Consider the following 22,012-nt stretch of genomic DNA (forward strand, 5'->3'; position numbering starts at 1 on the left):
CAAACGCCTCCGGCTGACGTTTGCTCCTCCGGTCACAAGAACCGGAACCCGAATGACCGCTGCGCTGCAATCCCAGAGCAACCTGCACGGCGCGTTCTGCGCCCTTGGAGCGGCGTTCTGCTTCAGCTTCAACGATCTGGGGATCAAGCTGGTCTCGGATGCCTATGCGGTGCATCAGGTGGTGCTGATCCGGTCGTTGGTGGGGCTTGTCACTTTCATGGCGCTGATCATGCCCTTTGCCGGGGGCTGGACGGTGCTGCGCACGCGGCGGCCGTTCATCCACATGGCGCGCGGGCTATGCGTGGTCATTGCCAATACCTGCCTTTTTCTCGGGCTGGCTTCGCTGCCTATCGCCGATGCGGTGGCGATCTATTTCGTAGCACCGCTGGTGGTGGCGGTGATGTCGGTGATCTTTCTGGGCGAACATGTGGGTCCTCGGCGCTGGCTGGCCATCGCGGTGGGCTTTGCCGGCGTGCTGCTGATCGTCAAGCCGGGCACGACGGCGTTTCAGCTGGCCTCGCTCCTGCCGGCGATTGCCGCCTGTTTCTACGGCGCTCTGCATATCCTGTCGCGCTATATCAAGGACACGGAAAGTGCGGCCACCATGGCCTTTTACATCCTGGTGACGTTCATCCTGGTCAGCGCCTCTGTCGGGGTGGCCATCGGTGACGGGCGCTATGCCGGGACCGGGGGGCCAGCGCTGGAGTTCCTGTTCCGGGCCTGGGCCCCGGTGGCCCCCGGAGACTGGTGGGTGCTGATCATGCTGGGTGTGACCGGCGTGGCGGGCGGGTTCCTCATCGGGCAGGCCTACCGGCTGAGCGAGGCGGCCTATGCGGCACCTTTCGAATATGTGGCGATGCTAATGGCCATCTTCTGGGGTGTCACGATCTTCGACACCTGGCCTGATGCATGGAGCTGGGCAGGCATGGGCCTGATCCTGGGCTCCGGGCTGTTCCTGCTGTGGCGTGAGACAATCAAGCAAAGGCGGGCGGTGTGACGGTTGAAGCGGTGGTTCTGGACATCGGCAATGTGCTGATCACCTGGGCACCGGAGCGGGTTTATCACGCGCGTCTGGGGGCCGAGAGGTCGGCAAGATTTTTCAAGGAGACGCAGATTCACGCGATGAACCTGGAGGTGGATCGCGGGCTGAACCTGCATGACGCGGTCGAGGCGCTGGCCGCCGATCACCCAAGCTGGGCGGCGGATATCCGGGTCTGGCGCGACGAATGGCTCAGCCTGGCCAGCCCGGCGATTGATCGCTCGGCGCGGCTGATGAGGGCCTTGCAGAACAAGGGCGTGCCGGTTTTCGCACTCAGCAATTTCGGGGTCGAAACCTTTGAAGTCGCCCGGGCGGCCTATCCTTTCCTGAATGAGTTCGACCGGTCCTTCATCTCGGGGCATATGGGGATGATCAAGCCGGAGCCGGGACTCTACGCCGCGCTCGAGGCGGAAACGGGTGTGGCGCCCGGCGCTCTTTTGTTCACCGATGACCGGCCGGAGAACATCGAGGCGGCCCAGGCGCGCGGCTGGCAAACACATCTGTTTGACGGCGCGGACAGATGGGCGCAAGTTCTGATAAACGCAGGATTGCTGACCAAGGATGAGGCACGATGAGCATCACGATCATTCCCTTTGAAGAAGGGGAGGCCAATCTGGACTGGCTCGCCCTCACCAATGCGCTGGAGGCGGGGCACAGGCTGCAAAAGGCCGAGATTGCCGATACGTTTCTTTACCGCGATCCCGACACGCTTCTGAACCGGTCGGCCTGGATCGACGGGATGGGGCTGGCGGTGAAATCGGCCACGGTGTTTCCGGGCAACCCCGGCAAGGGCAAGCCGATGATCGGCGGCGCGGTGAGCCTGTTCAGTGACGAGGATGGCAGCCTTGAGGCGATTGTCGATTTCCATCTGGTGACGAAATGGAAGACAGCGGGCGACAGCCTGATGGCGGCGCGGCGCCTCGCCCGGCCCGACAGTCAGGAGATCCTGATCGTGGGCGCGGGTACGGTGGGCCGGAACCTGTGGCAGGCCTATTCAGCGGGCTTTCCGGGTGCGCGCTTTACCGTCTGGAACCGCACAGCGGCCAATGCCGAGGCGATGGCGGCGGATTGTCCGGGGCTGAAGGTGGCGGACGACCTGGAGGCCGCCGTGGGCGCGGCCGATATCGTCACATCGGCCACCATGTCGACCGAGCCGTTGCTGAAGGGCGAGTGGTTCCGGCCGGGCCAGCATATCGACCTGATCGGCGCCTATCGCCCGGACATGCGAGAGGTGGACGACACCGCCATGCGGCGCGCACGAGTCTTCGTCGACAGTTACGACACGACCCTTGGCCATATCGGTGAGTTGAGGATTCCGCTGGAAACAGGGGTGATCGCCCGCGAAGACGTGCAGGCGGATTTCTATGAGTGGGCTGCCTTTGCCCGCCACTCCGACGAAGAGATCACGCTGTTCAAGAATGGCGGCGGCGCGCATCTGGACCTGATGACGTCGCGCTATATCCTCGACGCCTGGAGGGCAGCGGCATGATCTGGTGGATATTGCTGTTTCTGCTTCTGGCGGTGGTTGCGGCGGTGATCATCTGGCCGTTCTGGCTGGAGGCGCGCAAGCCGAAGATGACCGATGAGCTGCGCCGGGCGGCGCCGGGCGAGTTCATCAAGCTTTCGCGCGGGCTCACGCATTATCAGTGGCTTGGCTCGTCGCGCGGGCCGGTGGCCGTCTGTGTGCATGGTCTGACCACGCCCTCTTTTGTCTGGGGTCCGATTGCCGCCGGGCTGGGCAAGCTTGGGTTTCGCGTACTGGTCTATGACCTTTACGGGCGCGGCTATTCCGACCGCCCGCGCGGGCCGCAGGACGGGCCGTTCTTCGTGGCGCAGCTCGCTGATCTGCTGGAGGCGCTGGAGGTCGAGGAGGACGTGACGCTTGTCGGGTATTCCATGGGCGGCGCGGTCATCACGGCCTTTGCGGGCACCTATCCAGAGAAGCTGCGGCAGATGGTTCTGCTGGCTCCGGCGGGGATGGGCCATGACCTTGGCCCGATCGTGCGGCTGGTGCAGCAGCGCCCCTGGCTGGGCCGGTGGATGATGCTGGCGCTCTATGGCCGCTCCCTGCGGCAATCGACCGAGGAAGAGCGCGATCTGCCTTCGGCGGTGGAGGGTATTGTCGATCTGCAGCAGAACGAAATCAATTACCGCGGCTTCATTCCGGCGGTGACCGCCTCGATGCGGGGCATGATCGAAGAAGACCTGGAGGAGACGCATCGCGAGATCGGGCGCGAGGGCATTCAGGTGCTGGCGATCTGGGGGCGCGACGATGAGGTGATCCCGATCAGCGCGATGGGCAAACTTGCGCAATGGAACCGCGCGGCACGTCACGAGGTGATCGAGGGCGCCGGACACGGGCTGGCCTATACGCATTCCGATGAGGTGCTGTATGCGATGCGGGACCTGATGCGGGATTGAGGGCAACAGGGATTTGGCCGGTTCGAGCCCACTTTGACCGATGCTGCAAGGTTTCCTAAGGTCGCCAACGCGCAGGGAGCGGACATCGCGAAGTTTAATGAGGGCCCGAGCACATCAATCAAGAGTTGAAGGCCGTAATGTCGATGGAGTATGACTGTCTCTCGTGCAGCAACAAAGAAAAACGAGATTGACGAATGAACCTGTTCATTGATGCCAACATATTCTTAGATTTTTACCACCTCAGTGGCGGCGACATTGAAGAACTGAAGAAACTCGTGGCGTTGGTCGAAAACGGCGACATTGTTTTGTTCTCGTCACCTCAACTCCGAGAAGAGGTCAAGCGCAACCGCGATGCTAAAATATCTGACGCGATGCGGGATTTCAGGAAGACCAGCTTTAAGCTTTCGTTCCCTGCCTTTTGTAAGCACTACGATGAATACGAAGAGCTACGCGCGCACATCAACGATGCGAACAAAAAGCACGCCGAGTTGGTTCAAAAGGCGATGGACGATGTGAAAGGCCGCTGTCTCGCCGCTGATTTGCTGATTGATAACCTACTTGGGAAGTCACAGGAAATTGAACCCGCGAAGGAACTATATGATGCTGCGATCAAGCGGTTTCGGCTTGGTAATCCACCGGGGAAAAAGAAGGTTACACTTGGCGATGAAATCAATTGGGAGTCTTTGCTTGCGGGTGTTCCTGACAATCAAGACCTCATGTTCATCTCAGGAGACGGAGATTTCTGTTCACCAATTGATGGCGATGCTCTGAACGCATTCCTTTTAGATGAATGGGAGGAAAAGAAGGAGTCTGACATTCATTTTTACAAGTCGCTGTCTGACTTCCTGAAGGACAAGTTCCCGCATATCCACCTCGCCAGCGACGTAAAGACTGCCACTCTCGTCGAACAATTAGCACAGTCTGGCTCATTTGCGACTACACACGCCGTTATCGCCTCTTTGAGCAAGGTCACTGATTTTCCGGTGCATCAGATTGAAGAGTTGGTCAGCATTGCAGAACTGAACAATCAGGTTGGGTGGATAATCGACGACGATGACGTCATGGAATTCTACAAAGGAATCTTGGGTAAGTACGGCGATGCAATGAATACTGCCTCGAAAGAGAAGTTGGAGGAAATACTAACGCTGGTGGAGGCGTCGCCTGACCCAATCCCCGATGAAATTCCGTTTTAGCAGCGTCGGTTTCGGGCTGGCGGCAGACATTCCAGTCTTTTGAACGAACGGCAGCTTCGACCTGCTAAGCCGTCTGCATCGCCTCTCCGCGATCTTCCTTCACCGGCAGGTGCACGATGGCGCTGAAGGCGCCGACGCCCACGCCGATCCACCACACCATCGTGTAATCGCCAAACGCATCATACATCCGACCGCCTAGCCAGACGCCCATGAAACTGCCAAGCTGGTGGCTGAAAAACACGATGCCATACAGCGTGCCCATATAGCGCAGCCCGTAAATATGGGCGATGAGGCCGGATGTCAGTGGAATTGTTGCCAGCCAGAGCGCGCCCATGGCGGCGGAAAACAGCAGCACGGATGCAGGCGTGATCGGCGTGAGGATGAAGGCCGCAGCGACCAGAGTGCGACCGGTATAGATCGACGCGAGCAGGTATTTCTTGGAATATGTCTTGCCGAGATAACCTGCCAGAAGCGCGCCCCCGATATTGGTCAGTCCAATCACAGAAATGGCCACGGCGCCCAAGGCCGAGGTGGTGGTGATCCCCAGCCCGTGCAACAGGCTTCCTGCTGCGATGGGGCCGCACATCTCGGTCACGAAGGCCGGGAAATGCGCCGTGATGAAGCCAAGCTGATACCCGCAGGAGAAAAAGCCGAGGAAGATCAGCGTAAAGGAGGGGTCGCGAAAGGCGCGGTAGAGCGTCTCGCCCATGCTCTGCTCCAGTTCCGAGCGGCTGGCAAGCTTGGGCGCACGCATCATCGGCAGAAGCAGCAGAAGCGAAAGGATCAGCCCCGCGAAGATGACAAACACCGCCTGCCAACTCATTTGGGTGAGCATGAATTCCGCCAGAGGAGGCCCAAAGATTTGCCCACCCGAGCCTGCGGCGGTGGCAATGGCGAGGCTCATCGAGCGGTTCTCGTCACTGCTGGCACGGCCCACCACGGCGAGGATCACGCCAAAGCCGGTGCCTGCAATGCCGAAACCTACGAGGATTTCGAGCATCTGATGCGCCTCCGGGGTCACGGCGAAAGACGACAGGATCAGCCCCGCCGCATAAAGGAGCGCCCCGAGGAAAATCGCCTTGCGGTCGCCGATCCGCTCGGCAATGGCGCCAAAGAAGGGCTGCCCGATGCCCCAGGCGAGGTTCTGGATGGCGATGGCCATGGAAAACTCTGCCCGGAGCCAGCCGAACTCTTCGGCAATGGGGATCTGGAACACCCCGAAGGCCGAGCGCACCGCAAAGGACACCAGGATAATCACACAGCCGACAATCAGAACCGGCGTGAAGAGTGGGGCGGTTTTCTGCATCATGCCTCCTGTCAACCGCGTCAATCTGCGGGCAATCGGGATTTGCGTCAACTCAACGATTGTGATCCGCCCCATCACCAAATCGCGTCTCTTTCCCTCTGCGCAAAGGCACGGTAGGAGGGCGGTATGGACACGCTGCCCACCCTTTACGCCCGTGCCGTGGCCGATGGCGCCCTGACCCGTGATGCCGCGCAGGAGGCGGTTTTGCCGGAGTTCGAACGCATCCGCGCAGGGCTGGCGGCGCCGGTCAAGTCGGGCTGGTTCCGCAAGGCGCCGGAGCCGCCGAAAGGGTTGTACCTTTGGGGCGGGGTCGGGCGCGGCAAGTCCATGCTGATGGATATGTTCGTCGACAGCCTTGATGTGCCCAACCGGCGGGTGCATTTCCATGCCTTCATGCAGGAGATCCACAAGGGCATGCACACCGCGCGGCAAAATGGCGTGGAGGATGCGCTGGCCCCGGTGGCGGCGGAGGTGGCAAAGAGCGTCAGGCTTCTGGCCTTTGACGAGATGCAGATCACCGATATTACCGATGCGATGATCGTGGGGCGGCTGTTCGAGGCGCTGTTTGCGGCAGGCGTTGTGGTGGTGACGACGTCGAACCGGGTGCCGGACGATCTCTACAAAAACGGGCTGAACCGGCAGCTTTTCCTGCCTTTCATCGCGCTGCTGGAAGATCGGATGGTGGTGCATGAGATGGTCAGCCCCACCGATTACCGGCAGGACAAGCTGGCCGGCAGCCCGAGCTATTTCACGCCCATCAACGACAATGCGCGGGCGCAGATCGAGGCGGTCTGGCAGGATCTGACAGGCGGGCAGGCCGCCCCCCTGCCGCTGATCGTCAACAAGCGCGAGGTCATGATCCCGGGCTTTCACAATGGCGTCGCGCGGGCCAGCTTTTATGATCTTTGCGGCAAGCCGCTGGGCCCGGCGGATTACCTGGCGCTGGCCGAGGCCGCCCGGGTGCTGGTGCTGGAGAACATCCCGCAGCTTGGCCGGTCAAATTTCAACGAGGCCAAACGATTTGTCACCCTGATCGACGCGCTTTACGAGGCGAAGGTGCGGCTGATCTGTTCTGCCGCTGCGGCGCCCGAATTCCTCTATGTCGAAGGCGAGGGCACGTTCGAATTTGAACGCACCGCGAGCCGGTTGCGGGAGATGCAATCGGAAGAGTGGGGCGCGATCTGAGCCACCGGGGCAAAGAAAATTCGTACGAATTTTCTCAGTCCCGGCTCAACGGTCCGACAGTTTTGGGGAACGAGCTGCGCCCGGCATTGACCGCGCGCAGGAAACGGGCAGCGGGTCTGAGAAAGAGGCGCGGCTGTGTCATCGGAAAGAAATGGCCCACATCGGGGACAGGATGCAGGATCGAGTTGCGGCAAAGCCGACTGATCGCCTGCGCGGAAGGGCCGGTGGTGGAGCGCGTGCCATACATCACCAGCATCGGCTGGGTCAGCGCCTTGAGGTCACGCGCGGTAAAGCTTTCGCCATGTTTGAGGTCCTCGACGAAAGAGGCGCGTTCGGTCAGGGCGATCCATTTCTCGGCGGTCTTGCGGTTTCGGAAAAGTTGCGGGTGATGGTAGATCTCACGCAGAAGCTCATTGGCCTCCTCGCCCGCGGCAAGCTGGATCCTAGCGACGGTCTTGAGATAGTCGATCCCGTCATCCTGATCCGAAATGCTTTGCATCTCGACGCCGATCTTTTCCAGCCGTTCGGCCAGACGCGGCGGGATCTTGCGGACGGGAAGATCCAGTTTCTGTTGTAGCGGGCGCACGCGGACATCGGCCAGGATCAGCGACGCCACCCGCTCGGGCGCCTTCAGAGCGGCCAGAAGCGAGATCATGCCGCCGAAGCTGTGCGCCACCAGATGCACGCGGGGCAGCTCGAGCTGATCCATAAGGCCAAGCAGGTCATTCGCCATCGTCGTCACGCCGAACCCGTCATCGGGCACGGCACTTTTGCCGTGGCCGCGCAGATCATAAAGCAGGCAATCCCCCAGACGCGCCAGAAGCGGCGCGCCGGCCATGTACCAGAAGGCCGAAGACGCGGCGAGCCCGTGCACGAACAGCAAAGGCGTCCCCCCCTGCCCGCGCCGCTGCGGCAGGTGGGTGACATTGAGCACTGTCCCATTGACCTCGATACGGGGCATGGTGAGGGCCTTTGCCTGACGGGGCGGCGGGAGTGCCGCGCGGGATCAGTCTTCGAGGTAGCCCAGAAGCCGCAGCTGGGCCAGCATTTCCTCGCGCTGGTCGTCCGAGATATCCTCGTCCGTCGCGTGGGCCTTGGGAGCGGCACCCGCGTCGGTATGGCCGGCGATGCGCACCGGATGATCGGCAAGCCAATCGGCGGTATAGAGATCCTGCGGCACGTGGCCCTCAAACTCTTCGGGGATGTCCATGCCCATCGCATGGGCCACAACCGCTGTCGTGTCGACGATCGACATGACCTCGCCGCGTTTGGCCTGCACGCCGGGGCCGGACATGATGAAAATGCCATCCGGGTGGTGGGTACCGATGGGCACGGGGCGGGTGATCACCTGCGGCTCAAGGTTGCGCACGGAGACGAACCCGTGATCGCAAAGGATCAGCGTCAGGTCAGGCGCGTTTTCCATCGCCTCACCTGGGAAGGCATCTTCGCGCTTGAGCACCTCGGCGATGACCTTCTCGCCGGTTTCGGGGTCGGTCATGGCCAGAAGGTCGGCGATCAGCTTGTCGCGGAACCACTCGTACTCATCCTCGGCCACGCCGTTGGGGTTCTGCATCGTCTGTTTGCGGATGACGATCCCGTTGGAGGAAGGCGTCGGACAGAAGGCGCGGCTCACCTCCCAGTCGAGATTGGCGAAATTGGCCATGTCGCGGCGCTTGGCAGCGTCAGAACCGTCATGCGGGCGATACTTGAGATAGCCCTTCGATTCCAGGTACTTGTTGACGCGAACGACCTTGGTCGAGCCGGTGAAGCCGTGGTCGGAAACGATGACCATATGACAATCATCCCCGGCGGCCTCATGCAGCCCCCTGAGATAGCCATCGACCTGCCGGAAATACTCCACCACCAGCGCGCGGACGCGTTGGCGGCTTTCTCCGGAGGCCGGATCCCATTCGGCGGGGTCGAGCAGATGCCAGGCCTGGTGCTGGATCTTGTCGGTGCCGTCCAGCATCAGCGCGAAGAGATCGGGGCCGTCCTCTTCCAGCAGGTGCTTGCCGATGTTGAACCATTGCTTGTCACGGGGCAGGTGGCGGTCGACCCAGGTGAACAGTTCATCATCGGGCATCGCTTCGCCGATCTGGCTCTCGCGCTCGAAATCCCAGCTCAGCTCTTTCGGATCGAACCCGTCGATCTGCTTGATCCGGTCAAAGAGTGTATCGGGATAAGTGTTGCGGCGCAGGTGTTTCCACGACACGAAGCCGGGCACGAGCGCGCCGTTGACCTCTTCGGGCGGGGCCATCATCGGGAAGTTCAGCGACACGACCGTCTTGCCCGCGCGACCCGCGACGTTCCACAGCGTTTCGGTGCGAATGTCGCGCGCGTCGTAGAGGGTGAAGAACATCTCGTTGCCCATGTCCTCGAAACGGACAAAGTCATAGATGCCGTGATGTCCGGGCGTGCGGCCGGTGCAGACCGAGGTCCAGGCGGGCGGGGTCAGCGGGTGATTGGTGGATTTCAGCACGGCCGAATAGCCGCCTTCGATCAGGTCCGCGAGGAACGGCATGACGACACCTTCCTCGCAGGAGCCGTCGAGAAAGGGCTGCAATACGGTAAAGGTGGCGCCATCGAGACCGATGAGAAGCGTCTTGGGCATGAGAAGTCCTACCTTAAGTGAAACCGGCTCAGGCGGTGGCGAGCTTGCCTTGCAGGAAGCTGGCAAATTCGGCCACTGAAAGATCGTCGACATAGCGGCCGTCTTTCATCAACAGCTCCTGAAAGCCGATCTTGCGGTTCCCGAACGCCTTGTCGAGCTCAACGGTGAACTGGATCACGTCGATGGAATCGAATTCGAGGTCTTCGACAATCGTTGTCTCGGGGGTGATCTCGGCATCGAGACCCCAATCCTGGATGAACGCCTCAAGGGTGCTGATCACCGTTTCTTCTATTGTATTCGCGGTCATTCGACTCTCTCAATCGCTCGTCTGGTCTTGTCTATACCTCAACAGGTCGCTGCAGTGCAGCGCCAAATACGCAAGGGTGGTCCACCTGGCCGACACGAGCGGTCTCATGCCGAGAGCAGGTAGCCAAAGGAACAGATCCCCGGCCCCACGCGACCCGAGCGTGTATCCACCGTCAGACCCTGATTTGCAACCCTGGCCACCGCGCTGCTTGCATCAAATTCAACGATTTCGAAGTCCTGCGGGCGACCTTGCAGGCCCTGCCCGAGCGTCTTGGCCGCAGCTTCCTTGATCGACCAGAGCAGGACGGCGCTGTCTGCGTCAGGGCGAATGGGAAGGCGGGCGGCTTCGCGGTCGGACAGGATGGCGTCAAGAAAATTGGCGGGCTCGCGAATCCGGTCGGGGGTCTCGTAATCGACCCCGATGCGCCAGGGGTGGGCCGCCACCGCCCCCACACCAACGCCGCCCGAATGGGCAATGGAAGTGCCATAGAGCTGTAGCCCCGCGTCGGGAAGGGTGACGATGGGGGCGCCGGCCTCGGTCTTGGCGATGCAGATCTGCGCGTCGGTGAGCGGCATATCGGCCTGGGCCAGTATCTCGCGGGCGGCGCGTTTGACCGCCAGTCGGCTAAGCGACCAGTGCTGCCAGGCGGCGGCGTCCTCACCTTTGGCGGCCATATCGCGTGCCTGTGCCTTCTCTTCATCCGCCAGGTGCCGGGCCATCGCGCTGGAAGACGGCGTGCCGCGCATGAGATAAGCGCGATAGGCCATCGGCAGGGCGAATTGCGGCGTGAGGTCAAGCACTTCGATCTGGCGACGGGCGGGGGCCGTGCCAAGGGCGTCATGGGCGACACGCTCTTGCCCGCCCAGGAACTGCTGCATCATCTGCAGGTGCTGGCCGACAGCGGCGGTGCCGTTGTGCTGCACAGCGGGCGTTGCCAGCGCTGCTGGGGCAGCATTCGCCCCCAGAAGCGCGCGCACGCTCTCTGCCTCGGCCTCGTCCAGCACCGGGAATGGCAGGTTGGACGGCAGGAAACGCGCCTTGCGGCGTTTGGTCCGGGTTTCGGCCCGGCGCAGGGTATCGGCGGTCTCGCGCGGGTCGAGCAGCGCGGGATAATCAAGATCAAGCCCCGAGGTAAAGAGCTGTGCGACGAGATGCCGAAGCTGAGCGACCATGCCCCGGCGCCGGTTATCGGCGGAGACGATGACCACCGGCTTGCCCGGCAGCGTGTCGCGCACAAAGGCGGTCAGCGTGGCGTTGGGTCCGCATTCCACAAAGCGCCGGAAGCCCGCGTCATACATGTTTTCAATGGCTTCGCGGAACGCGACACGCGAGGTATATTGCGCGATCGCCGTGTCATGAAACGCCTTCTGACGGCGCGGGAAGGGCTGAGCCGTGGCGCAGGAATAGATATCCACCGCGCCCGGCTGCATCTTGAGATCGGCAAAGAGCGCGCCGAAACCTTCGGCCATCGGGGTCACATATTCCGTGTGATAGCCCCAGGAGATGGGCAGCGTGGTACAGACCGCACCCTGCGCGACCACATCAGCCTGAAGCGCGGCAACCGCCTCGGCCGGGCCAAAGACAATCGCCTGATTGGGGCAGTTATCCATGGTGAAATGCAGGCCCGGGTGGCGCTCGAAAGCAGCGGTGAACTCGTCCCGCGCCAGCCCCGCGATGGTCAGAAGCTGACCCTCGGGGATCTCGCCGGACCCGTTCACCGCATTGAACACCTCGTTCATGCGGGCAATCATCGCGCCCACCTGGTCGCGCGACATACCGAACCAGCCAGAGGCAACGATCGCGGCATTCTCGCCAGTGGAATGGCCCAGAAGCGCATCGGGCCTGATCCCAAGATCGGTGAGCAGACCAAACACGGCCTGATCGGCGGCAAAGACCATTTCAGAGCCGTAATCGACGCTGTGCAGCAGCGCGTCGAGCCGCGCCTGTCCGGCCTCATCCACGCAGGTGGGCGGCGGGAACGCGACGTCCTGCAGACGGATGTCGCGTTTACCCTCGAACAGCCCAGCCACGAGGTCGAACCACCGGCGCACCTGCGGAAAGGCCATGACCGCATCGGCCATCATGCCGGGATATTGCGCCATCTCACCGGGGAAGAGGAAGGCTGTCTTGCCCTCCATCCGGGCGGGTTCGTAATAGACGCCGTTGCGGGTTTGCAGGGCGGCGTGCGGGTCTTTTGCGAAATGCTTGGCGGCGGTGGCGAGCTTTTTGGCAAGCTCTGCCGGATCGGCGGCAATCACGGCAAGACGGGCGGGCGCGTCCGAGGCCCTGGCCCAGCTGTCCCGCGCCAGCCCGGCGAAATCCTGGGCGGTTTCGGCCTGGGTTTGCAGGGTGGCGACGGCCTCGGCCATATCGGCAGGCTCGGCGGTCAGCACAAAGACCTGCTCAACCGGTGCGGCGTCCACCGCGCGGGGCAGGAAGGCGGCCGTGGCATCGGCGTGCATGCCGACCGGGCTTTCCTCAAGGATCAGATGCGCGTTGATCCCGCCAAAGCCGAAAGCGTTGACGGCCGCGCGGCGCGGTGCGTCGGACGAGCGCACCCAGGGGCGCGCCTCGGTCGAAACGTAAAAGGGTGTGCCCTCAAACCCAAGATCGCCGTTGATCTCATCGCAGAGCGTGGGCGGGATGATCCGGTGCGTCAGGGCCAGCGCCTGTTTGATGATCGAGGCGGACCCGGCTGCCGGAATGCAGTGGCCAATCATCGACTTCACGGAACCAATGGGAATGGTCGGCACATCGCCCTGCCGCTCGCCGAAAATCTGGCGCAGGGCGGTGACTTCGGTGCGGTCGCCAAGGGGGATGCCGGTGCCATGCGCCTCAACCAGGCCGATGCTGGCCGGATCAAGCCCGCTGATTTCATAGGCGCGCCGCATGGCCAGCACTTCACCCTCAAGGCGCGGCGCCATGAGGCCCGAGGATTTACCGTCAGAGCTTTGACCGACCGCCTTGATCACCGCATAGATCCGGTCTTCGTCCGCCAGTGCGTCCTCAAGCCGCTTGAGGACGACAGCCCCGGCCCCTTCCCCCAGAACCGTGCCGTTTGCGTCGGTGCTGAAGGGGCGGATTGTGCCGCTGCGCGAGAGGGCATCGACCGAACAGAAGACTGAATAGACCAGCGGCGAGGTGGTGGTGTTGACCCCGCCGGCAAGCATCAGACGCGCATTGCCCGCACGCAACTCTCCGGCGGCGAGTTCGAGCGCGATGAGCGCGGATGAACAGGCCGCGTCGATGATGTAATTCGGGCCCATCAGGTCAAGCCGGTTGGCGACGCGCCCGGTCATCACATTGGGCACAAGACCCGGCACCGCCTCGGGCGGGATGGGCGGCAGTTTGGATTTCAGAAGGTCGGTCACCTCATGCAGCCGGGCGCGCTCCACATGCGGGAAAAGCCGCGCCAGGAAGTTGCGCAACTGGTCGTGATACCACGCCTGTTGCACGCCGTTGGTATTGGCGCGATGGGCATGGACCGAGTGCCCCAGGATCACACCGGTGCCGGTATGGTCGGCCTCGCCCGCGCGATAACCCGCGTCATTCAGGGCATCGGCGCAGATCTGCAGCGCCATCATCTGATCCGGCTGCGCCCCGTCGATCGAAGCAGGCATGGTGCCGAACTCCGCCGGGTTGAAGCGTGAAAGATCGCCCAGAAACCCGCCACGATTGGTGTAGATGCTCATCAGGTCGTCAGAATCCGGATCGAGCAGCTCTGAAAGCCCGAGCCAGTCGGGCGGCGCTTCGGTCACCGCGTCCCGCTTGGCAAGGATATTGGCCCAATAGGCATCGATATCCTCGGCCTGGGGATAGACACCCGCCATGCCGATAATGGCGATATCACCGCTATACGAGGTCATTCGGCCACCTGGCGCAGATCCTGTTGCGCGCGTTTGCCACCGGGCCAGCCGCCGCTCAGGCGGTTGAGCACCCGAGTACATTGAACGCGGATCCCGCTGAGCTGATAAAGCGCCTGGCCTGCGCTGTTGAAGGCGCGGGCATTGGCCGTCAGCTCATTGGTGACATCAAGCGTGAGGTCATCAAGCTCAAGCCGGATCGGGCCGGATGTGTCGGCCGCAAAGCGCTGCACGGTCGCAGCACTCAGGGGAAGACCGGAGAAATCGTGTTGCGATCGGCTCCACACCCAGAGCAGTTGCAGCATTCCGTCGATCAGCCCGGGGTCGAAAGACCAGTCCTGCCCGGCCCCATGCGCCACGAAACTGCCGGGCTCGGACCGATGGGCCAGCGCGCGGATGCGGGTGGCATCGAGCGCCAGCACCTCGTCGAGCACCTGAAAGCGCGGCCCGTGCGAGAGCCAGCGGGCATAAAGGTCATCCATCGCCGCACCGGTCCAGGGGGTGATATCCGAGACCTCGGACGGGCTGAGCGACGACGGTTCCGGAAGGCCGTCGGCCAGGGCCAGCTCTGCCTCGTAAAGCACACGCGGTTTGTCATCGGTCGACAGCACGCGGGCCTGCATCCGGTCGGCCGAGGCGCCCTCGGTCAGTTCCACGCACAGATCGAGCGGGCCGTCCTTGAGCGTGAGCCCCTGCAGCATCCGCAGATCGTGCAGCGCCACAACCGGGCGGTCGATGCCGAAGGCGCGCGGCACTTCGCTGAAGACCTGCATCATGCCGGCCATGGGCATAACCGCATGACGGTCAAAGCGGTGATCGTCGGTAAAGGGCGCGCTGACCATGTCAAAGCGCCACAAAAGCCTGTCAGTATCGCGCTGCGCACCGTTCAAAAGCAGCAGGCCCGAGGGCGCGGGCAGGGCATCCGGGGCGGGCGGCAAGGCGCAGACCGCCGATTCCATCGCTTCGCCATCAGCGACCCAGCCGGAGGTTTCCACCTGATCCCGGTCGGCCCAGAACATTTCGCGCCAGAAATATTCGCGGCCCGGGATCGCCTCGACCATGCCAATGCCCCGCGACAGGAACTGCGCGCGGGTGCTTTCGGTGACCATGCCGGCGCCCGTCGTCGTTTCGGCCCAGGGGCCCCAGTTGATGGCGGCGACGCGGCACTCTGGCAGGACGTGGCTGGCGAGATAGCGGGCATAGAAATTCAGCGTCTCGTTGGCGGCGGCATAATCGGCCTGACCGGGGTTGCCATAGCGCCCGGCGACGGAGGTGAAGAAACACAGCCCCTTGAGATGCGGGTTGCGCGCGGCTGTCACCAGGGTCAGCGCGCTGTCGACCTTGGTGTCGAAGACGCGGTCAAAGCTCTCGCGGGTTTTCTTCTCGAACTGGGTATCCTCGATCAGCCCCGCGCCATGCACGACCATGTCGATCCGGCCATATTGCGCCATCAGATCGGCACAGAGCGCCTGCACCGCCCCGGCGTCACACACATCGACGGCGCGGTAATCGACCGTCGCCCCCATGGCGGTAAAATCGCGCAGGTTGGTGTCCATGTCGCGCAGCGCCAGATGGCGGTTCACCTGCGCTTCGATCTGCGCCGGTTTGACCTTCTCCCCCGCGTCGCGAGCCCGCCCGAGCAAATGGGCGCGCAGGCCGGGTATGTCGAGCGCGCGCAGCTCTTCGGGCTCCGGCTCGGGGCGGGCCGAGCGGCCCAGAAGAACCAGCGTCGCCCCCGAAGGCGCGAGCGTGCGCAGGCATTCGGCGGTGATCCCCCGCGCGCCGCCCGAGGCGAGGATCACCCAATCCCGATCGGGGGTCAGCACCGGCTCAAGCGGCGGCTCGGTCGCGGCGGGTTCGGTGCGGAAAATCGTGCGCACGCCGCCCGGATAGCCCACTTCACGGCGGCCCGCGCGCATGGTCAGCTCACGCATTACATGGGCAATCTGCGCCCGCGTCTGCTCGGCGGGGTCGAGATCAACCGCCTTGAGGCTGCATTCGGGCCATTCGAGGGACAGCGCCTTGATTAACCCGATCACACCGGGCTCGGACAACATGGGCGCATCGGCGCCTTCGGCCCCGCGGCCGAAATGGCCGCCGCTCTGCGTTACGGCGACAACGCGCCCGCCGGATTGCAGATGCGGCTGAAGGGCCTGCAACAGGTCAAAGACAGCCTTCGTGCCCGCCTCATGGGCATCGTGCCACGCGTCGAGCGCCCCGAACGCGTCCTCGGGCAGATGGGCCCGGCCGGTCAGATGGATCAGCGCGACAGGGCCATCGAAAGCCTGCCCTGCCACCCAAGCGCCAAGGTCGGGCCGATCGGCAGGCAGGAGTGTCACAGGGTGGCCCATCTCCGAAAGCGCGGCGCTCAGCGCCTCGTGAAACCCGTCATCGCTTGGCGTCAGGACGATGGGCATGTCCTGAGGCAGATCGGACGGCACATGGTGCGCCGCCTCGGCGAAGGGCACCTGAATATACCGGGGAAGCACCGCGCGAGCGGATGTCTCGGCCTCCCCGGCATGATCAAAAGGGTCCGTGCCCTCGGGTTTTGCCGCGGCGGCCTCTCCCCCGCCGTTACCGGCGGTGTCGAAGACGTGATCCACGATTTCGCGCATCGTCGCCAGTTGGCTGATCGCGTCCATATCGCCGCGCATCGCCTGGGCCAGATCCTCGGGCAGGGATTTCTGCATGGTCGAGAGGATCTCCATGCGCTTGATCGAATCGACGCCCAGGTCGGCCTCAAGTGCCTGATCGGGGTCGAGCGCATCCGCCGGGTAGCCGGTCTTGTCAGCGACGATCCCGATGAAGGCGGCCAGCGTGTCCTCGCGGTTCATGGCGGCAGGGGCCGCTGTCGGCGCGGGCGCGGCGGGCGCGGTCTCAGGTGCGGCCGGAGCCTCGACCACCGGCGCAGGGGCCGCGACCGGCGCAGCAACCGGCGCAGCAACGGGCTGCGGGACAGGTTGGGCCACGGGTTGCGGCACAGGCTGCGGCACGGGTTGCATGGCGGCAGGGGCGGCGGGCATCTGCGGCATCGCGGCAGGCAGCGGCGCCCCGCCCGATTGCAGATAGGCCCGCATCACGCTTTCCTGCACGCGCAGGAATTCGGTCATCATCGCGTGATAGCTGCTCATCATATCGCCCTGCCCCGCGACGGGCGCGGCTCCGGGCGGCGGGAAGGTCAGATCGGGTTTCATCTCGATAAACTCCAACTCCTCATCATCTGTGGCTTCGGCAGGCACACCGCTGCCAAGGGGGATCGTTCCGGGGGCGGGCGGCTCGACATCCCGCAGGGGGGCATCAGCGCGGCGGGCATAGGCGCCGTTCAGATACCAGGTGTTCGGGCCGGCCTCGCCGGTGTTGCGCGGGCCGGGGCGGGCAAGCTGCATCCAGAGCGCGGGCAAATCGACAGCCGCACCGGCCACGAAAAGCCGGGCAAGGCCCGCCATGAAGGCCGCCGCATCGCCCTTGCCCGCGTCGAGCGCGATAGAGGTGATCCCGTCTTGCTCGACAATTTCGCCCACGCGGTCGGCAAGGATCGACTTGGGCCCGACCTCGACAAAGACGCGTGCGCCATCGCGCACCATGTTGCGCACCTGCGTGACGAAATCGACAGAGCTGACCAGGTGATCGGCCATGGCGTCGGCGATCCGCTTCGGGTCGCTCTCATGCGGCTCGGCGGTGACGTTGGAATAGACCGGCACACGCGGTGCGGCCCATGCGGCCTTGCCAATGGCCTTGGCAAACTGTGTCTTCGCCGGAGCCATGAGCGGCGAGTGGAAGGCCTGGCTGACCGGCACCCGAACCGCGCTGAGACCGGCCTTTTTCAGCACCTCTGCGGCCTGGTCCATCGCCGCTTCGCTGCCTGCGATCACCGTCTGCACCGGGCTGTTGAGATTGGCGATCGTCACGTCCTTGAGCGCACCGACCGCCTCACGCGTCGCGGCCTCGTCCGCCTTTACGGCGATCATCGCGCCGGGTTTGTCCGGGTCTGAGTTTTCAACCATAGCCCGGCCACGGGCCTCGCTGAGGCGGATCAGGTCGTCATAGCCGAGCGCGCCAGCCGCGCAGAGAGCAGCAAACTCGCCATAGGAATGACCGGCGGCGAGGTCGGGCGTGACGCCAAGCGTAGCCAGCATATCGGCCAGGCCGGTCTCAATCGCTCCAAGGGCGGGCTGGGCCACATCGGTAGCGGTGAGCGCCGCCATCTGGCGCTTGCGTTGCTCGGGTGTAAAACTGTCGCCCGGGTAGATCAGCCGCGCCAGCGGCCGGGCGAGTTTGCGGAAGGTGGGTGTATCGCCCAGCAGCGTCTCGGCCCGGCAGAGGCGGGCCAGCAGGGGCTGCGCCAGAAGGGCCGTCTGCCGGTGCATATCCGGATATTGCGCGCCCTGACCAGAGAAAAGGAACGCCAGCTTGCCGCCCTGTTGCAGAGCCGGAGCGTCGGAATAAAACAGGCCCTCGGGCGGCGCGGTACTGTCTGTCGTCAGGAAGCCAAGCGCCAGGTCCACGTAGTCGAGAAGGTCTTCGCGCGAGGTCGCGACAAAGCCGAGCCGATGCGGCCCGTCAGGGGCGAAGAGGATCTCGGCCAGCCCGGCCAGCGGTGCGCCCGGTGATTTGCTCATCTCGGCCTTGAGCCGTCCAAGCGCCCGGGTCAGACCCTCGCGGCTGTCCGCGGCCAGCGCGAAAGGCACCAGATCTGCACCCATCTCGGCCAGCGGGGCGGGTTGCGCGGCGTCGGCATACTCCTCCAGCGCAACATGGAAATTCGTCCCGCCAAAGCCGAAGGCGCTGACACCCGCGCGGCGCGGCTGGTCTTGCGGCACGATCCAGGGCCGCGGTACCTGGCTGAGAAAGAGCGGCGTGTCCTCGGCCTCGAACACCGCGTTGGGGGCTTTCACGAGGGCATGCGGCGGCAGGGTCCGGTGATGCAGACCAAGTGCCACCTTGATCATCCCGGCGATCCCGGCGCTGGCCTTGGTGTGGCCGATCAGCGTCTTGACCGAGCCGATCGCAACCGAGCGCTCGGGCACGCCGGAGCCGTCGAGAATACCGCTCACCGTTTCCAGTTCGGCCTTGTCGCCCGCCACGGTGCCGGTGCCATGCGCCTCGAAAAGCTGCACCGTTCCGGGGGCGAAGCCGGCCTGCTCATAGGCGCGGCGCAGGGCCCGTTTCTGCCCCTTGGGCAGGGGCGCGGTCAGGCCCTTGGCCCGTCCGTCCGACGACGCGCCGACGCCCTTGATCACCGCATAGATCCGGTCACCGTCACGCTCGGCATCGGCAAGCCGCTTGAGCACCACGGCAGCGAGCCCTTCGGAGATCACGATCCCGTCGGCGGCCTGATCGAAGGTGTTGCAAACGCCACGGGGTGACAGCGCCGTGGTCTTGGCAAAACACAGATACCCGAAGGGCGATTGCAGCGTATCCACCCCGCCCGCGATCACCGCGTCGGCGCGGCCGGTCTCCAGCTCCTGCACCGCCGCATAAAGCGCGGCGAGAGAGGACGCACAGGCCGCATCGACGATCTGGTTGGACCCGCCCAGATCGAACCGGTTGGCGACACGGCCCGCCGAGACATTCGGCAGAAGCCCGGCAAAGCTGTCCTCGGTCCATTCGGGCAGGCGGCTCAGCAGCTCTTCGGGCACCTCGCCCATGAGGCGGGTCAGCTCGGAGCGGGTGGCATATTGCGCGCCCGTCTCCCCCAGCCCGCCGGAGAAGCCGAAGACAACCGACATGCGCTCGCGGTCGATGGCCAGATCGCCGCCCAGGGCCGCGTCATCCAGCGCGTCCCGCACCACTTCCAGCGTCAGAAGCTGCATCGGATCCACCGAAGGGATCGAGGTGGGCGGGATCCCGTAATCGAGCGGGTTGAAGGGGATATCGGGCAAAAAGCCGCCGCGCATCGAATAAATCTTGTCGCGCCGTTTCGGGTCTTCGTCGAAATAGCCAACCAGCGACCAGCGGTCCCTGGGGATCTCGCGAATGGCGCTTTCACCGCTGGTGATCCGCCGCCAGTAACTTTCAAGCGTGTCAGAGCCGGGCAGCAGGGTCGACATGCCGACAATGGCGATATCGGCGGGCTTCGGCGCCTTCGGCTGCGCCGGGGGGGCCGCCTCGGGTGCGATGGCGCGCAGATACTCGGCAGAGCCGACAGAGACGCTTTCGTGCAGTTCGGCGATGGTCTGAACCTTGTCGCGCAGCGCGGCGACCTGGCCGATCATGTACATGCCTTCGGCGCGGCGCTGATCCTGGCCGATCTCGGTCAGCTTGCCATCGGGGCCCGTGCGCGCCAGCCCCTTGGTGGCCATGCGCAGGCGGCCCAGCGTATAATGTTCCAGCGCATCCTTGATCTCGGTGATCGTGGCCCCCTTGGCCTGAAGCTCGGCCCGGCGGGCGCGGAATTCTTCGGCGATGGGGGTGGTGGCGCAGCGGCTGGCAAATCCCGGCCCTTCCCAGAGCGACTGGGTGGTTTCGGTGGCCAGCGCCACCTCCTGATAATCGGGCACGATAGCGCCGGAGTCGACGATTTCCGGCGTAAAGAGATAGGCCGTGCCCATCAGCACGCCGATCTGCACGCCGCGCGCGGCGAAAGGCTCGGCCAGGGCCGAGACCATGGCGGCGGAGACCGCATCGTGAATACCGCCCGCAAAAATGAGCTGTATCTTCTGAGGCGTTTTCCGGGTGACTCCATGCTGGTCCAGCGCATCGAGAATGGCGCTCCACAGCACGAAGCTCGACATCGGGCCGATATGGCCGCCGCATTCGCGGCCTTCGATCACGAACCGGGTGCAACCCTCATCAAGGTAGTGGGTGAGCTGCGAGGCGGCGGCGACATGCGCGTAGGCGCGAATGCCCAGCGCCTCCAGCTTGTCGAGCTGGTCGATGCGGGCCCCCGCGACAATAGCGAAATCGGGGCGATGCGCCTCGATGGCGGTGAATTGCGGGCCAAGCACCTTGGGACCGGCAAACCCCAGCAGGCCGACGCCCCAGGGCATATCGCCCATCTGCGCCTTGGTCTGTTTCAGCAGCGCCTCGGTCTGTTCGCCCTTCAGAAGCGCCAGCGCCGCGAAGGGAAGGCCACCGGCCTCGCCCACCCGCACGAAGAAATCGGACACATCCGAGACGCGCGTCATCGGGCCCTGGAAGATCGGGTAGCGGGTGCCGTTGGCCTGGGCCAGCGGGCTGGCCTCCTGCAAGACGGCGCGCGCGGCGGCGGCGGCGGGCTGTTCGGCCCAGGCGCGGCGCAGGGCAGCGATGAGGCGGCCCAGCGTGCCGTGGCGGCGAAGAATACCGGAGGCGAGTGTCAGGCCCTGCCCGCCCGGATGCAGATTGCCATCAGACCAGCAAAGCGATGCCGCCTCGGAGAGAAGCGCCTCGGGGTCGGCCTGCATGCGGCGGGTCAGCTCCGGCTCCACCTCGCGCGGCTGCAGGGCGAACCCACGCAGGTAAGCCCCGCCGCGCAGGTCCTCGATCTGCACGGTTTCCGAGCCCGACATGCCCGAGATCCGCTGACGCAGCGCGGCATAGGTCAAACCCACCTCGGGCAGCAGCATGATCTGATCGTCGAGCATCACACCGGCCGCACCGGCCACGGCGGAAGCGGCAGCGGTGACGGGGGTGATCCCGCCACGGGCAATGAGCGGTTTGTCGGTTTTGCCACGGGCCTCTTGCAGCAGCACGAAGGTGGTCTGTTCGCTGACCACACCGGCGCATTCATGGCCCTTGAGCACAAAGCCATCAACGCGTTTGGGCAAGGACGCAAGGTCGGAGGACCAGCGCGTGATTTCGGCCCAGAGCGCCACCCCTTTTGGCAGGGCGCGCAGGCGGGCCGCAGCACCCTGCAGCACATCCGCAGAAGCGATGACATGTGTCACGGCGCCTTCGGGAACATCCTTGAGGAGTGCCAGCACAGACAGATCAGCAACCGCCACCCCGAACCGCGTAATCCCGACCCCGGCAAAGCGTTCGAGCTCGGACGCGAGGGACGCTTTGCCAAGCCCGGACGGAAGCTGCCAGATCCCGACCGCACCGGCCCTCTCGGCTGCGCGCAGCACCGCACACGGATCCAGCCCCCGTGGAGCCAGAACGGCACA

12 protein-coding genes are annotated in these 22,012 nt (G+C 64.2%); 6 read left to right on the forward strand and 6 right to left on the reverse strand.

Annotated elements, in window-relative coordinates:
* Positions 1–52 precede the first annotated feature (52 nt).
* From EI983_RS16840 to EI983_RS16860, 5 genes are all read left to right on the forward strand, one after another.
* Positions 53–997: a DMT family transporter gene (locus EI983_RS16840; protein ID WP_157708510.1), complete on the forward strand. Its 945-nt coding sequence runs from the start codon at positions 53–55 to the stop codon at positions 995–997.
* Positions 994–1,614: an HAD family hydrolase gene (locus tag EI983_RS16845; RefSeq protein ID WP_157708511.1), complete on the forward strand. Its 621-nt coding sequence runs from the start codon at positions 994–996 to the stop codon at positions 1,612–1,614. The genes EI983_RS16840 and EI983_RS16845 overlap by 4 nt, the downstream gene beginning before the upstream one ends.
* Positions 1,611–2,528, forward strand: coding sequence for an ornithine cyclodeaminase family protein (locus EI983_RS16850; RefSeq protein WP_157708512.1), 918 nt, complete (start codon positions 1,611–1,613; stop codon positions 2,526–2,528). The genes EI983_RS16845 and EI983_RS16850 overlap by 4 nt, the downstream gene beginning before the upstream one ends.
* A complete protein-coding gene (locus EI983_RS16855) occupies positions 2,525–3,460 on the forward strand; it encodes an alpha/beta fold hydrolase (RefSeq protein WP_157708513.1) in 936 nt (311 codons plus the stop codon). Before EI983_RS16850 ends, EI983_RS16855 begins: the two co-directional genes overlap by 4 nt.
* A gap of 194 nt (positions 3,461–3,654) precedes the next feature.
* Positions 3,655–4,653 carry a PIN domain-containing protein gene (locus EI983_RS16860; protein ID WP_157708514.1) on the forward strand — a complete coding sequence of 333 codons (999 nt, stop codon included), beginning with the start codon at positions 3,655–3,657 and terminating at the stop codon, positions 4,651–4,653.
* Between the two features lie 64 nt (positions 4,654–4,717).
* Here EI983_RS16860 and EI983_RS16865 read toward each other — a convergent pair whose 3' ends face one another.
* Entirely contained in the window at positions 4,718–5,959 is a 1,242-nt protein-coding gene (locus EI983_RS16865; RefSeq protein ID WP_157709134.1) for an MFS transporter, read from the reverse strand.
* A gap of 126 nt (positions 5,960–6,085) precedes the next feature.
* Here EI983_RS16865 and zapE point away from each other — a divergent pair, with 126 nt between their 5' ends.
* Positions 6,086–7,144 carry a cell division protein ZapE gene (gene zapE / locus EI983_RS16870; protein WP_157708515.1) on the forward strand — a complete coding sequence of 353 codons (1,059 nt, stop codon included), beginning with the start codon at positions 6,086–6,088 and terminating at the stop codon, positions 7,142–7,144.
* Positions 7,145–7,178: 34 nt separating this feature from the next.
* On the opposite strand, the gene EI983_RS16875 is transcribed toward zapE, so the two are convergent.
* The 5 genes from EI983_RS16875 to EI983_RS16895 form a co-directional block, all read right to left on the reverse strand.
* Positions 7,179–8,105, reverse strand: coding sequence for an alpha/beta fold hydrolase (locus EI983_RS16875; RefSeq protein WP_157708516.1), 927 nt, complete (start codon positions 8,103–8,105; stop codon positions 7,179–7,181).
* A gap of 45 nt (positions 8,106–8,150) precedes the next feature.
* On the reverse strand, positions 8,151–9,755 hold the full coding sequence (locus EI983_RS16880; protein WP_157708517.1) for an alkaline phosphatase family protein: 1,605 nt from the start codon (positions 9,753–9,755) through the stop codon (positions 8,151–8,153).
* A 28-nt stretch (positions 9,756–9,783) separates the two neighbouring features.
* Positions 9,784–10,062: an acyl carrier protein gene (locus EI983_RS16885; RefSeq protein WP_157708518.1), complete on the reverse strand. Its 279-nt coding sequence runs from the start codon at positions 10,060–10,062 to the stop codon at positions 9,784–9,786.
* Between the two features lie 104 nt (positions 10,063–10,166).
* Positions 10,167–13,928, reverse strand: coding sequence for a type I polyketide synthase (locus tag EI983_RS16890; protein ID WP_198389331.1), 3,762 nt, complete (start codon positions 13,926–13,928; stop codon positions 10,167–10,169).
* On the reverse strand, positions 13,925–21,973 hold the full coding sequence (locus tag EI983_RS16895) for a type I polyketide synthase (protein ID WP_198389332.1): 8,049 nt from the start codon (positions 21,971–21,973) through the stop codon (positions 13,925–13,927). Before EI983_RS16895 ends, EI983_RS16890 begins: the two co-directional genes overlap by 4 nt.
* Positions 21,974–22,012 lie beyond the last annotated feature (39 nt).

The sequence above is a fragment of the Roseovarius faecimaris genome (genome assembly GCF_009762325.1).
GTDB classification, from domain to species: Bacteria; Pseudomonadota; Alphaproteobacteria; order Rhodobacterales; family Rhodobacteraceae; genus Roseovarius; species Roseovarius faecimaris.